Raw genomic sequence first — 13,454 nt, 5'->3', positions numbered from 1 at the left:
CGCTAATTCTCCTGCAGCCGAGGCGAAAGAGAAGTGGTGGTGAACGACCGTCACCCGTCGGGGGCCTCTCCGACCGTCCCCGCTCCCGACGCCTCGTATCCGTACGGCGAGGCCTACAGTCAGCGGCAGGACACAGCGCACGGCTACGTCGGGTACGACGGGTACTCCACCGGCAACTTCGCCCACCTGGCCACCGCCTACGGTGACGGCGACCCGCTCTACGGCGACAGCGATCCGCTCTTCGGCGCGCTTCCGGGCGCGTACGACGGCGGGCAGGGCGCCCACAGCGGTCAGTACGACGCCTCGCAGTGGGCCACGGCCGACCAGCACCACCAGACGGGGTCGTACGCCACCGGCCACTACGACCTGGGCCATGACACCGGCCACCATGACACCGGCCACTACGACACGGCCCATTACGACTCCGGCTCCTACGACACCACCGCGATGTGGGCCGCCTCCGGCTATCACCTGCCCACCGGCATCCCCGCCCAGCAGGACGCCGAGACCGGCGCCCAGTGGGACATCGGCGCCTGGGACACGGGCGCCACCGGCCACACCGAGGTACCGGATCAGTGGGAGCACGGGGCGGGGTACGAGGCCGAGGCGTACGCCTCGGGCGTGGACACCGGTCAGACCCAGGTCTGGGACACCTCCGTCTACGGGACCGTGGACGAGGCGCAGTACGACCACTCGGGGCTGAACCATCCGGGGTTCGACCAGCAGGGGCTCGACCAGCAGGGGTTCGACCACCACTCCGGCTTCGATCAAGCAGGGCTCGACCAGCCCGAGCACGAGCCCAACGCCTACGACCAGACCGCCGCGTTCGAGCAGGCCGTCATCCCCGAGCAGCCCGGCGCGTTCGAGCACACCGCCGTCTTCGAGCCGGTCAACGAGCCCGACCAGCCGTACGACTCCGGCCCCGGCCCCGAAGCCGAACCTGAACCCGAGGCGGCGGTCATGCGGGAATCCGCCCCCTCCCCTCGCCGGGAGGCGAACCGCGGCCGCCGCCGTACCCCCTCGCCCCGTCCCAAGCGCTCCGCACTGCTCACCGTCGCCGTCCCCTCCGTCTGCGCCCTGGGCGTCACCGCCGTGGCCGCCGCCTCGGTCAGCGGCGTGGGGAGCGACAAGAAGGACGAGTCCACCACTCAGGCCGCCCCCGACACCGCGGCGGCCCCCGTGAAGCCCTCCGTCGCCAACAGCAAGCTGGACTCCCAGCTCGCCGGGGTCCGGGAGGGCGCCGACGACTTCCGCGACCGCGCCAGCCGCACCCAGGAGCGGATCGACCTCCAGGCGCGCCAGGCCGCCGAGAAGAAGCGCAAGGCGGCCGAGGCGGCGCGCAAGGAAGCGCTGCGCCCGAAGTTCGCGCTGCCCGTCGCCCAGCACGGCCTGAGCGCCCAGTTCGGCCAGGCCGGTATCAACTGGATGTCGGTGCACACCGGCATCGACTTCCCGGTGAGCTACGGGACGCCCGTGATGGCCGCCACCGATGGCACCGTAAGGACGCAGTGGAACGACGCCTACGGCAATATGGTCGTTCTGACCAGCCCGGACGGCACGGAGACCTGGTACTGCCACCTCAGCAGCGCCAAGATCCGCTCCGGGACCGTCAAGGCCGGGGAGACCATCGCGTACTCCGGGAACTCCGGTAACTCCACCGGCCCGCATCTGCACTTCGAGGTCCACCCCGGCGGTGGCGCGGCCATCGACCCGCTGCCCTGGCTGCGCGGCAAGGGCCTCGACCCGACCTGATCCGGCCAGGGCCGCCGACAGCACCGCTGTAGCGCGCCCACCGGCGCGCTACAGCCTCGGCGCCCAGCCCCGGCCGGGCCCCGCTACGGCCTCTCCACAGCTACAACCTCTCCACCTACAGCTTCTCCACCGGTGCGTACCGCAGCAGCAGCCGCTTCGGCTTCTCGTCGCCGAAGTCGATCGTCGCCTCCGCGTTGTCCCCGCTGCCCTTGACCGCCACCACCGTGCCGAGCCCGAACGAGTCATGGGTGACCCGGTCACCGATGGCCAGGGCGACCACCGGGCGCTCCTTGGCCCGCCGGGTGGCGAACCCGCTGCCTCCGGTGCGCGAACGCGACGTCGACAGACCGGACGACAGCCCCGACGACGGGGTCGAGGCGATGCCGCCCATGGACGCGGACGGGGTGGCGGGCCCGGTGCGCCGCCAGCGCACATACTGGTCCGGGATCTCCTCCAGGAAGCGGGACGGCGGGTTGTACGCGGGCTGTCCCCAGGCGCTGCGCATCGTCGAGCGGGTCAGATAGAGCCGCTCGCGGGCCCGGGTGATCCCGACATAGGCCAGCCGCCGCTCCTCCTCCAGCTCCTTGGTCTGGCCGAGCGCCCGCATGTGCGGGAACACGCCGTCCTCCATGCCGCTGAGGAAGACGACCGGGAACTCCAGGCCCTTCGCCGTGTGCAGGGTCATCAGCGTGATCACGCCGGACCCCTCGGTGTCCTCGTCGGGGATCTGGTCGGAGTCGGCGACGAGCGCGACCTGCTCCAGGAAGTCCGCGAGGGTGCCGGGGTTCTCCTCGCCTCGGTCCTGCTCGAACTCGAGGGCCACGGCGGCGAGCTCCTGAAGGTTCTCGATCCGGGTCTCGTCCTGCGGATCGGTGGACGCCTGGAGCTCGGCCAGATAGCCGGTGCGCTCCAGCACCGCCTCCAGGACGGTGGCCGGGCCCGACCCGGACTCCACGATGGTGTGCAGCTCCTCCATGAGCGTGTTGAACCGCTTGACGGCGTTGGCCGAGCGGGCCGCCATGCCGTACGCCTCGTCGACCCGGCGCAGCGCCTGCGGGAAGGTGATCTTCTCGCGCAGCGACAGCGCGTCGATCATGGCCTCCGCGCGCTCCCCGATGCCGCGCTTGGGCACGTTCAGGATCCGGCGGAGCGGGACGGAGTCCTCGGGGTTGGCCAGCACCCGCAGATACGCGAGGACGTCCCGGACCTCCTTGCGCTCGTAGAAGCGCACGCCGCCGACGACCTTGTACGGCAGCCCGACGCGGATGAAGACCTCTTCGAAGACACGGGACTGGGCGTTGGTGCGGTAGAAGACCGCCACGTCCCCGGCCTTGGCGTCGCCCGCGTCCGTCAGCCGGTCGATCTCGTCGGCGACGAACTGGGCCTCGTCGTGCTCGGTGTCGGCCACATAGCCGATGATCTCGGCCCCGGCGCCGGCGTCCGTCCACAGGTTCTTGGGGCGGCGGTTCTCATTGCGCTCGATGACCGCGTTGGCCGCGCTCAGGATGGTCTGGGTCGAGCGGTAGTTCTGCTCGAGGAGGATCGTCCGCGCGGTGGGGTAGTCCTCCTCGAACTGGAGGATGTTACGGATCGTGGCGCCCCGGAAGGCGTAGATCGACTGGTCGGCGTCGCCCACCACGCACAGCTCGGCGGCAGTGGTCTCCTCGGTGTCGGTGCCCACCAGCTCGCGCACGAGTGTGTACTGCGCGTGGTTGGTGTCCTGGTACTCGTCCACCAGGACGTGCCGGAAGCGGCGGCGGTAGTGCTCGGCGACGTCCGGGAACGCCTGGAGCAGATTGACCGTGGTCATGATGATGTCGTCGAAATCCAGCGCGTTGGCCTCGCGCAGCCGCGCCTGGTACATCACATACGCCTCGGCCAGCGTCTTCTCAAAACCTTCCGTAGCCTGCCCGGCGAAGGTCTCCTCGTCGATCAGCTCGTTCTTGAGGTTGGAGATCTTGGCGCTGAAGGACTTCGACGGGAACCGCTTGGGGTCGAGATCCAGGTCCCGGCAGACCAGCGACATCAGCCGCTTGGAGTCGGCCGCGTCGTAGATCGAGAACGACGAGGTGAAGCCCAGCTTCTTCGACTCCCGGCGCAGGATGCGGACGCAGGCGCTGTGGAAGGTGGACACCCACATGGCGTTGGCCCGCGGGCCGACGAGCTCCTCGACGCGCTCCTTCATCTCGCCCGCCGCCTTGTTGGTGAAGGTGATGGCGAGGATCTGGCCGGGGTGGGTGGAGCGGGCGCCGAGCAGATAGGCGATGCGGTGGGTGAGCACCCGGGTCTTGCCGGAGCCGGCGCCCGCGACGATCAGCAGCGGCGAGCCGGTGTGCTCCACGGCGGCCCTCTGCTGCTCGTTCAACCCCTCGAGCAGGGCGGACGGGTCCACGGCGGGCCGGGCCGCGCCGTCCCGGTAGTGGGCCTCCCGCGGCACGGGCGCTTCGAAATCGCCGCTGAAGAGGTGATGCGGCACGTCCTCGGCGCCACCGTGGCCAGGGTGCGCCGAATCCTCGGGCGGCGGTGGCCGCTCCTCGTCCGGAGAAGGCCCGAGGTCCGCCAGGAAGCTGTCGTCAAAGAGGCTGCTCATCGCTCCCCGAGTCTAGGCCGCCCCACTGACAGCCGACGTCCGAACATCACGAAACGGTTTCGGGCAAAACGGCCACCAGTCTTCACAGGAGCCCCACGTGTTGGCTACCGTCCTGCGTCAGGCGGCCCGGAAGATCCGTCGGCGAACCACGTCGGCACGGGCGGCCTCCGCCGAGTCCGGTACGCCGTGAGGCGCCCGGAGCCGGGGACCCAACAACGCAAGACCGGGGTGAATCGGCCCGAAACGGTACGGCACGGACAGTGCCGTCCGGACACGGCCGTAGGGCAACCTTCCGTACCGCCCGAACCCGACAGCTAACCCGGTAGGCGGTCCACGGAAGGAGTCGCCACCCTTGGCGTCGCACCGCAAGCCGCGGAGCCGAATACCCGCCTCGCTCACGGGTCACAGCCGCCGTACGGCCGTCGGGTTCACCACGGCCGCCCTCGCATCCGTCACCCTGCTCTCCCAGTCGGCCAACGCCGCGCCCACCGATCCCAAGCCGGCCGCCCAGTCGATCGAGAAGGTGAAGGAGAAGGTCGACACCCTCTACCACCAGGCGGAGACCGCCACCCAGCGCTACAACGCCGCCAAGGAGCGCACCGACCAGCAGCGGGCCAAGGTCGACAAGCTGCTGGACTCCGTCGCCCGGCGCACCGAGAAGCTCAACGAGGCCCGGCGCATGCTCGGCGCCTACGCCACCGCCCAGTACCGCGAGGGCGGAATGGCCCGCTCCGCCGCGACCCTGCTGTTCTCCAACGATCCGCAGGACGTCTTCGACCAGTCGCATCTGATGGACCGGATGACCGGCCGGCAGAAGCAGGCCGTCGACGACTTCCAGAAGCAGCGGGTGAAGGCCGCCAAGGAGCGCGGTAAGGCCGGCGAGAGCCTCGCCTCGCTGACCGCGTCCCAGAAGCAGCTGAAGGTCCAGAAGAAGACCGTCCAGGACAAGCTGACCGAGGCCCGGCGGCTGCTGGCGAATCTGACCGCCAAGGAGAAGGCGCGGCTGGCGGCGATCGAGAAGAAGAAGGCGGAAGAGGCCCGCCGTAAGGCCGCCGAGCTGGCCGAGAAACAGCGGCAGGAGGCGGCCGCGCGCAAGAAGCAGCAGGAGCAGAACGCGGGTGACTCCGGTTCGACGGCGCCCTCAACGCCCTCCGTCCCGGCCAACAGCTCCAAGGCGGCCCAGGCCATCGCCTTCGCCAAGGCGCAGCTCGGCAAGCCGTACGTCTGGGGCGCCACCGGCCCGAGCTCCTTCGACTGCTCGGGGCTGACGCAGGCGGCCTGGAAGTCCGCCGGGATCTCGCTGCCGCGCACCACCTGGGACCAGGTGAAGGCCGGTACGCGCGTCTCGACGTCCCAACTCCAGCCGGGCGATCTCGTCTTCTTCTACGACGACATCAGCCATGTCGGCCTCTACATCGGCGACGGGATGATGATCCACGCGCCGAAGCCGGGCGACGTGGTGAAGAAGGCGCCGATCACGGAGATGCCCATCTACGGGAGCGTGCGGCCCTCGTAGGGCCCTGAGCCTGACGATGCCGCCGCCCGGGGCCGGGCCCCGGGCGGCGGCATCGTCTTCGGCTCAGCGGCGCCGTCAGCGCGTCGCGGCGCCGTCCATGGCCCACGGCGCCGTAAGCGGCTCACGCGCCGTCAGTGGCTCAGGTGCCGGGCTTGCGCCCGTAGACGTACACGTCGTCGCCGTTCTTCAGCAGGCTCCAGTACTTCTTGGCGTCGCCCTTACGCATGTTGACGCAGCCGTGGGAGCCGGGCGGGGACCATACGCTGCCGGCGATCGAGTGAAACGCCTGGCCGCCGTCGAAGAACTGGCTGTAGGGCATGGCGACCTTGTAGAGCGTCGACCAGTGGTCGATGTTCCGCCAGTAGACCCTCTTCAGCCCGGTGCGGGTCTCGAAGCCGTTCCGCCCGGACCGCACCGGCACCGGTCCGTAGACCAGCCGGGAGCCGTCCTGGACCCAGCTCAGCTGGCGGGTGAGGTCCACGCAGGCGATACGGCCCTTGTTGGTGGGGCACTTCCTCGCCGCGTTCGGATTGTGCCCGGCGGCCTTCTGGGCGCTGATGAGGCTCATCACGCCCGAGGTGATCGGGCCCGCGTAGCCGATCGTCGGGCTGATGCCGTGATCGATCTGGAACTTCTGGATCGCGAGACAGTCCGCCCGCGACTGCCGCCCGTCCACGGGACGGCCCAGGAACCGCTCGGCCTGCTTCTGGTACGGCCCCGCGGTGGTCGTGCACGACGACGCGGCCATGCTCACCGGTGTCACCGTGCCGGCCGACCGGCCCAGCGGCCGTGTCTGAGCCTGCGCCGGACCGGCGACGGCCACCGCGAGCGGCACCGCCATCCCCGCCAGCCCCAGCGCGACGCCCACGCGCCGCCTATGACTTCTGACTGCCCCCACTACCCCCATTGGCCACTCCTCTCGACTGCCTCGCTCTTTACTAAGACAGCTCGCGAGTGCAAACGGTTGCCTCGGGATCGTGTGCAATTGCCTTGGGATTACCCCCAGAACACTCGTTCGTCAGGTCCACAGCACGGCGATGAAGATGTTTGCCGTTGTCAAGGCACCCACCGCGCCGAAGGCGGCCGACCCTACCTTCTCCTCGTCGCGCTTCACATAGACCAGGCCGAGAATTACGACCAATAGCGCCAGCTTTACACCGATTTTGACGGTATTGACGCTGTTGTCGTCCGCCTGATTGAGCCCGACCAGCGCCACACCGGTCACCAGCATGGTCAGCGCGCCGTGCAGCATCACCGGGATCATCCGGGCCTCGCCCGCGCGCGCGGCTTTGAGCTGCGAGAAGAAGCCGCCGAGCAGCGCGCCGATGCCGACGACGTGGAGGCCGACGAACACGTGAATGAGTACGTCCATGGCTCCGGAGACTAGCCCCGCGCATATCATCGCCCGGCACTCGGGTGGGGCCCTATCGCCGCTTCGATCACGGCCGCCCCACACTTCCGACCACCCCACTCGCCGGGCGATCAGCAGCCGTCACGGGACCGAAAAAATCCGTGCACTCCCGTTCAATCCCCCGCACGACCCCCGCTTTCCGGCCTAACTTCCTCCTCCAGGTGGCAGTCCGCTTCCCGTCAACCGAGGGTCCCCGCCTCATGGCGGACTGCCATCTGCCCGTCCGCTCCCCACAAGGGTCCAGGATCTGCGGAATGTCCTGGATTGCCCAAACTGGATTGCCCAAGAAAGACCAGGTGAACCGCCGCAGTGGCGTCGCACAGGAAGCCCAAGCAGCGCTCGCTCACCAGCGGCACAGCCCGCGCGGCCGCGCTCCTCGCCCTCGCCGGCGCCGCGTCCGCCACCCTCCTCGACGGCACCGGGCATGCCGAGAACCGCCTCACCCCCGCTCAGGTCAAGGCGAAGGTCGACGAGTACCAACGGGAGGCCGAGGAGGCCACCGAGAAGTACAACGGCGCGAGGGAGAAGGCCGACAAGGCCCGCCGGACGCTGGAGGCGCTGCGCGACCAGGCCGCCCGCCGCACCACCCGGCTCAACACCGCGCGCAACGCCCTCGGGGCCTTCGCCACCGCCCAGTACCGCTCGGGGACGATCGCCCCGGCCCTCCAGCTCGCCCTGTCCTCCTCCCCCGACCAGTACCTGCAGCGCGCCTCGCTCGCCGAGCGCGCGGGGAGCCGCCAGGCCGCCCTGATCGCCACGATCGGCCGTCAGGAGCGGAAATTACGCCAGGTCCGCGGCGAGGCGGCCGACCGCCTCGCCGCTCTGCGCGCAGCCCGGACGGCCGCCGCCCACCACAAGCGGACCGTCCAGGAGAAGCTCGCCGCCGCCGATCGCCTCCTCGACCGGCTGACCCTCGAGCAGCGGCAGCGCCTGCTGGCGGCGCGGGGCGGCGACAAGGCCGTCGGCTCCCTCGCCCCCGCCGCGGGCCGCGCCGCCCGCGCCGTCTCCTACGCGTACGCGGCCCTCGGCAAGCCGTACGTGTGGGGCGCCACCGGCCCCCACGGCTATGACTGCTCGGGGCTCACCCAGGCCGCCTGGCGCGCCGCCGGGGTCGCCCTGCCCCGCACCACCTACACCCAGATCAACGCCGGACAGCGCGTCACCCGCGATCAACTCGCCCCCGGCGACCTGGTCTTCTTCTACTCCGGCATCAGCCATGTCGGCCTCTACATCGGCGGCGGCCGCATGATCCACGCCCCGCATCCCGGGGCCCCGGTCCGGTTGGCCTCGGTGGCGGACATGCCCTTCGCGGGAGCGGCCCGCCCGGCTTAGCGGTCGCCGGTCCCGACCTGGTGACACAAGGCAGACTGGCCGCATGCCACGCGAAGCCGAAATCGGGCCCGGACCCTCCGTCGTGCTGTCGGGCTACGGGCCGGTGGGCCGGGCCTACGCCGAGCGGCTGATCGGCGGCGCGCTGCCGCTGCGGCTCGCCGCCGTGCGCACCAGCGCGGCCGAGGGGCTGCCGCCGGAGCCGCGCACCGGCTGGGGCCCGCTGCCGCCGCTCGCCGAGACCCTGGAGCGTACGGGGGCGGCGGTGCTGGCCCAGGCCGTGCCGTCGTCCCCGGCGGTGCGCGAACAGGCCGCCGCGGACGCGCTGTCGGCCCTGCGCCGGGGCGTCCATGTGGTGACCGCCACCAAGAGCCATCTGCTCAGCCACTGGGGCGAGCTGGGCCGGGCGGCGGCCGGGGGCGGCAGCCGCATCCGGATCTCGGGCGCCACCGGAGCCGCCCTCCCCGCCGCCGACCTCGCCCGGATCGGGGTACGCGGCCTCGGCTGCCGTACGCTGCGCGCCTGCCCCAACGGCACCGCCACCTTCGTCCTGGACCGGCTGGCGGACGGCGACGCGCTGCCCGGGGCGGTCGCGGAGGCCCAGCGGCGCGGTATCGCCGAGGCCGACCCGACGGCCGACCTCTCCGGCGCCGACGCGGCCGTGAAGGTACGGCTGCTGGCGGCGCTGCTGTGGGGGTGGGACGCGACGGCTGTAAGGACGGAGGCCGGCCCGGGGATCGACGCCGGGACGGCGGAGGCGGCCTGTACGGCCGCCGCGCGGGGCCGCCGTCTGCGGTCGGTCGCGACCGCGACCGCCGACGAACCGCTCGTCGTCCGCGTCGCGTTGGAGGAGACCGAACCGGGCGACCCGCTGCATGCCCTCAGGGGTCCCGAGAAGGCCGCCGTCTACGGCTGCCCCGACGCGGGCGACATCACGGTGAGCGGCGGCCGCTCCAGCCCCCTGGGCGCGGCCCTCGCCATGGTGAAGGACACGCTGGATGTGGCGGGGCCGGTGGGTTACGGGTTCGCCTGAGCGGCGCTCTGTCGGCGGGGCGCGCGGGGTGACGGCGCTCTGTCGGCGAGGCGCGCGGGGTGACGGCGCTCTGTCGGCGAGGCGTCGGTGACGACCGTAAGGCTGACACGCGTTCAGCGCGAGCCCCCATTGGACACCGTCCCCGCCTTCACGAACGCAAGGAGCCCCCGCATGCCTTCCGCAGCCCCGACCGGATCCCCCACCGAATCCCCGACCGAGCGGTGGGATGTCCACAGCCTTCCACGGGCCGGCGGAAAGACCTTTCTGGTGACCGGAGGCAACGCGGGGATCGGGTACTTCGTCGCCGAACAGCTCGCCGGTACGGGAGCCACCGTCGTCCTCGGCAGCCGGGACCCGGGCAGGGCGGACGCCGCCGTGGCCTCGATCCGCTCCCGCGTGCCCGGCGCCCGGGTGCGGCATATCCGGCTGGACCTCGCCGATCTCTCTTCGCTCGAAGCCTCCGCGGAAGCGCTGGGCTTGGACCGTCTGGACGCGGTCGTCCACAACGCCGGGGTGAAGTTCGACCAGCCGCCGCGCCGAGAGACCGGGGACGGCCATGAGGCGATGTTCGGCATCAACCACCTCGGGCACTTCGCGCTGACCCACTGGCTGGCACCGCTGCTCACGGCCGCCCCCGAGGGCCGCGTCATCACCACGGGCAGCTTCGCGGCCATGTCCGAACGGCTGGACCTGGACGACCTCGAGAGCACCCGCGACTACGAGCCCGAGCGCACCTATGGGCGCTCGAAACTGGCCCAGATGCTCTTCGGTTTCGAACTCGACCGACGGCTGAAGGCGGTCGGCAGCACGGTGCGGAGCGTGGTCACCCACCCCGGCGGCGCGCTCGACTCCCTCACCCCGTCCCGCCCGCCCCTGCACGTCCGCACGCCCGGCGAACGGCTGCGCGGCCTGCCCGCCGGAATCCTCGTCCAGGGCAAGGACGCGGCCGCCTGGCCCGCCGTACGAGCGGTCCTGGACCCGTCCATCAGCGGCGGCGAACTATGGACCCCCCGCCACTTCGCCCTCCGCGGCACCCCCCGCCGCCGCCCCGTCCGAGGTCATCTTGCGGACGCGGAAGTCGCGGCCCACCTGTGGTCGGCAAGCCACGACCTGACGGGGCTCGAACCGCGGTTCGGCCCGGCGTGAGGCTGGGCGATCAGGACGCGTAGTCCTTGAGTTCCCCGGTGTCGAGGGTGATCCCGACGGGGTCCGGGAGCTCAATGGCGACCCCATACGGCCGCGAGGTCAGGCTCCGATACCTGCCGTCCTCCGGCTCACTGAAGACGTTGACCGTGCAGTCGTCCCGGTCGATGAGGAGGTAGACGGGGATGCCGGCGCTCGCGTAGCCGACCCGCTTGTCCAGGCGATCCCGCCGGTTCGTGTCCCCTTCCCGCGAGGTGACCTCCACGGTCATCACGACACCCTTCGGGTCGGACCACTCTCCATGTCCGGCGAAATGCCTGCGAGGCGCGAGAGTGCCGTCCGGACGAGCGCGCCCCTGCCGGTACCCCTCCGTTTTAAGGCCCCGCTCCCGGTACAGCCGCAGATCCGGACGGTGCTGCATGCACTGTTCCTGGACCCACATGATGATCTCGTCGTGATCCCCGTCCGGCACGGGCTTGACCTCTAGCTTCCCATCGATGAATTCGAGCCTCACGGTTTCCGGCGCCGTGCGAGCGAGCTCCTCGAATTCCTCGATGCCCATCTCCGGCCGGTCAGCGGTGCTGGGGGTCATGGCTTCGCCTCCTCGCCCCCATACTGCCCCGACATCGGGCGGTGCGTCCTGCACGGTCATTCGCGCTTCCTTTCGGTACGCGGGCTGCGGTGGCAATCGCTGTCCGCACGTGACGAACGCTAGAGCGCGGAAATCAGTTGTGATGGGGTGATCACATGAAGTCACCGGATCGGGTGGTTTATTCGCCGGAGCGGGTCGTCTCCCAACGGCGTTACCGGTGTTCTCAGGCCCGGGTGCCGCCGTCCACCCGGAGGACCACGCCGGTCACATACGAGGCGCGGTCGCTGAGGAGCCAGGCCGCGGCCTGGGCGATCTCGGCCGGGTCGGCGGCGCGGCGCAGCGGGGTGTGGGTGGTGATCCGCTCGACGACGCCGGGGGATGCCTCCTCCCATTCGCGGATCATCTCGGTGAGCGTGCCACCGGGCGCGATGGCGTTGACGCGGATGCCCTCCGGGCCGTACGTGACGGCGGCGGACTCGGTGAGGCTGTTGACCGCGCGCTTCATGGCGCCGTAGGCGGGGAGTTCGGGGTTGCCCATGAGGCTGCCGACGCTGGAGTTGTTGACGATGGCGCCGGTTCCGGCGGTGGCGCGGATGGCGGCGACCTCGGCGTTCATGGCCAGCCAGGGGCCCCGGAGGTTGACGGCGTAGACGTGGTCGAAGTCGGCCTGCGGCAGCTGGTCCATCGGGCCCGGCTGCTGGATCGTCGCGCCGTTGTTGAAGGCCACGTCGAGCCTGCCGTACAGCTCCACGGCCCGGTCGACGGCGGCGCGGACGCTCGTCGCGTCGGCCAGGTCGCACACCACGTGATCGGCGGTGCCGCCGGCCGCGCGGATCTCCTCGGTGACCGCCTTGAGCTGGGCCTCCGTACGCGCCGCCAGCAGCACCCGGGCGCCCTCCCGGGCGAAGAGGCGGGCCGCGGCGGCACCGATGCCGCGCCCGGCGCCGGTGATGAAGGCGACCTTGCCCGCCAGGAGGCCGGCGGCCGGGGTGAGGGGGGAGGTGTCGAGAGGGGTGGTGCCGAGGGGGGAGGTGTTCGGTGTGTCGTTCATATCCCCGAGGCTGCTGCGGGTGTCGGGGACGCAACCAGGCACCGGCTGTACCTGGCTGAGCCCCCGGCCGCCCACGCACACTGAAGGCGTGGACAGACGAGAGCTGGCGGCGTTCCTGCGCAGCCGACGTGAGCGGATCACGCCCGCCGATGTGGGGCTGCCCGCCGGGACGCGGCGCCGGACGCCCGGGCTGCGGCGCGAGGAGGTGGCGCAGCTGGCGTTCATCTCGACCGAGTACTACACGCGGCTGGAGCAGGCCCGCGCCCCGCGCCCGTCCCGCGAGGTGCTGACCGGACTGGCCCGCGCCCTGCGGCTGGGCGACATCGAGCGCGATCATCTGCACCATCTCGCGGGCGCCCCGCCGGGCCCGCCGGCCGGGCCCTCCCGCGAGGTGCGGCCGAGCATCGCGAACCTGCTGCGGCGGCTGCCGAACGCGGCGGCGATCGTGCTCTCCGCGACATATGAGGTGATCGCCTGGAACGATCTGGCCGCCGCCCTCATGGAGGACTTCTCCGCCCTCTCGCGCCGCGACCGCAACTTCGTCCGCCGTGCCTTCCTCGGGCCGCACCCGGACGGGCGGCGGCTGTACGGGGTGTCGGACGCGGACGAGTTCGCCCAGACCTCGGCCCAGGGGCTGCGCGCCGCGGCCGCCCGCTACCCGGACGACCCCGAGGTGACCGAGCTGGTGGCCGAGCTGCGCTCGGGCAGCGAGGAGTTCGCCCGGCTGTGGGAGTCCCACGATGTGTCCGCCCAGCCCACCCTGTGCAAGATGCTGCACCATCCGCTCGTCGGGCCCATCACCGTCAACTGCGATGTGCTGGACATCGCCGACCGGGACCAGCGGGTGATCATCTACACCGCCGACCCCGGCTCACCGGCCGAGGAGGCGCTGCGGCTGCTGTCGGTCGTCGGCACGCAGCGGATGGGGGTGCCGGGCTGAGCCGCCGCCCCGACCGTCCTGTTCCCGCTTCCCGCTTCCCGCTTCCCGCTTCCCGCTTCCCGCTTCCCGCTTCCCGCTTCCCGCTTCCCGCTTCCCA

General features: G+C 71.3%; 11 protein-coding genes and 1 riboswitch. Of the genes, 6 read left to right on the top strand and 5 right to left on the bottom strand.

The features are described 5' to 3' along the window. Window positions 1-39 precede the first annotated feature (39 nt). Window positions 40-1,752: a M23 family metallopeptidase gene (locus tag LIV37_RS28730; protein WP_121825207.1), complete on the top strand. Its 1,713-nt coding sequence runs from the start codon at window positions 40-42 to the stop codon at window positions 1,750-1,752. A gap of 115 nt (window positions 1,753-1,867) precedes the next feature. Here LIV37_RS28730 and pcrA read toward each other — a convergent pair whose 3' ends face one another. Continuing rightward, window positions 1,868-4,342 carry a DNA helicase PcrA gene (gene pcrA / locus LIV37_RS28725; protein WP_020870594.1) on the bottom strand — a complete coding sequence of 825 codons (2,475 nt, stop codon included), beginning with the start codon at window positions 4,340-4,342 and terminating at the stop codon, window positions 1,868-1,870. 158 nt (window positions 4,343-4,500) lie between these two features. Beyond that, window positions 4,501-4,686, top strand: a riboswitch (cyclic di-AMP (ydaO/yuaA leader). An 8-nt stretch (window positions 4,687-4,694) separates the two neighbouring features. On the opposite strand from pcrA, the gene LIV37_RS28720 reads away from it, so the two are divergent. Further along, window positions 4,695-5,858 (top strand): C40 family peptidase, encoded by a 1,164-nt coding sequence (locus LIV37_RS28720; protein ID WP_020870592.1) that lies wholly within the window; start codon window positions 4,695-4,697, stop codon window positions 5,856-5,858. 139 nt (window positions 5,859-5,997) lie between these two features. Here the strand turns inward: LIV37_RS28720 and LIV37_RS28715 are convergent, their stop codons facing one another. Both LIV37_RS28715 and LIV37_RS28710 read right to left on the bottom strand, forming a co-directional pair. Then, on the bottom strand, window positions 5,998-6,765 hold the full coding sequence (locus tag LIV37_RS28715) for a L,D-transpeptidase (RefSeq protein WP_121824394.1): 768 nt from the start codon (window positions 6,763-6,765) through the stop codon (window positions 5,998-6,000). Window positions 6,766-6,876: 111 nt separating this feature from the next. Further along, entirely contained in the window at window positions 6,877-7,230 is a 354-nt protein-coding gene (locus LIV37_RS28710) for a hypothetical protein (protein WP_020870590.1), read from the bottom strand. Window positions 7,231-7,578: 348 nt separating this feature from the next. Here LIV37_RS28710 and LIV37_RS28705 point away from each other — a divergent pair, with 348 nt between their 5' ends. From LIV37_RS28705 to LIV37_RS28695, 3 genes are all read left to right on the top strand, one after another. Further along, window positions 7,579-8,601, top strand: a complete 1,023-nt coding sequence (locus tag LIV37_RS28705) for a C40 family peptidase (protein ID WP_020870589.1) — start codon at window positions 7,579-7,581, stop codon at window positions 8,599-8,601. 43 nt (window positions 8,602-8,644) lie between these two features. Continuing rightward, window positions 8,645-9,631 carry a homoserine dehydrogenase gene (locus tag LIV37_RS28700; protein WP_121824395.1) on the top strand — a complete coding sequence of 329 codons (987 nt, stop codon included), beginning with the start codon at window positions 8,645-8,647 and terminating at the stop codon, window positions 9,629-9,631. Between the two features lie 171 nt (window positions 9,632-9,802). Beyond that, the gene (locus LIV37_RS28695) at window positions 9,803-10,777 is read left to right on the top strand and encodes an SDR family NAD(P)-dependent oxidoreductase (RefSeq protein WP_020870588.1); all 975 of its coding nucleotides are present in this window, start codon (window positions 9,803-9,805) and stop codon (window positions 10,775-10,777) included. 10 nt (window positions 10,778-10,787) lie between these two features. Here LIV37_RS28695 and LIV37_RS28690 read toward each other — a convergent pair whose 3' ends face one another. After that, entirely contained in the window at window positions 10,788-11,366 is a 579-nt protein-coding gene (locus tag LIV37_RS28690; RefSeq protein ID WP_020870587.1) for a Uma2 family endonuclease, read from the bottom strand. 223 nt (window positions 11,367-11,589) lie between these two features. Beyond that, entirely contained in the window at window positions 11,590-12,417 is an 828-nt protein-coding gene (locus LIV37_RS28685) for an SDR family NAD(P)-dependent oxidoreductase (protein ID WP_020870586.1), read from the bottom strand. Between the two features lie 88 nt (window positions 12,418-12,505). Here LIV37_RS28685 and LIV37_RS28680 point away from each other — a divergent pair, with 88 nt between their 5' ends. After that, window positions 12,506-13,357, top strand: a complete 852-nt coding sequence (locus LIV37_RS28680) for a helix-turn-helix transcriptional regulator (RefSeq protein WP_020870585.1) — start codon at window positions 12,506-12,508, stop codon at window positions 13,355-13,357. The last annotated feature ends 97 nt before the right edge of the window (window positions 13,358-13,454 follow it).

Origin of the sequence: Streptomyces rapamycinicus NRRL 5491, assembly GCF_024298965.1 — a bacterium.
Lineage (GTDB): Bacteria > Actinomycetota > Actinomycetes > Streptomycetales > Streptomycetaceae > Streptomyces > Streptomyces rapamycinicus.
This window is presented reverse-complemented; position numbering and strand designations above follow the sequence as displayed.

Excerpts from the sequence above, each read along its gene's own strand:
- pcrA (WP_020870594.1), bottom strand. The coding sequence starts at position 4,342 with ATGAGCAGCCTCTTTGACGACAGCTTCCTGGCGGACCTCGGGCCTTCT.
- LIV37_RS28715 (WP_121824394.1), bottom strand. The coding sequence starts at position 6,765 with ATGGGGGTAGTGGGGGCAGTCAGAAGTCATAGGCGGCGCGTGGGCGTC.
- LIV37_RS28710 (WP_020870590.1), bottom strand. The coding sequence starts at position 7,230 with ATGGACGTACTCATTCACGTGTTCGTCGGCCTCCACGTCGTCGGCATC.
- LIV37_RS28700 (WP_121824395.1), top strand. The coding sequence starts at position 8,645 with ATGCCACGCGAAGCCGAAATCGGGCCCGGACCCTCCGTCGTGCTGTCG.
- LIV37_RS28695 (WP_020870588.1), top strand. The coding sequence starts at position 9,803 with ATGCCTTCCGCAGCCCCGACCGGATCCCCCACCGAATCCCCGACCGAG.
- LIV37_RS28690 (WP_020870587.1), bottom strand. The coding sequence starts at position 11,366 with ATGACCCCCAGCACCGCTGACCGGCCGGAGATGGGCATCGAGGAATTC.
- LIV37_RS28685 (WP_020870586.1), bottom strand. The coding sequence starts at position 12,417 with ATGAACGACACACCGAACACCTCCCCCCTCGGCACCACCCCTCTCGAC.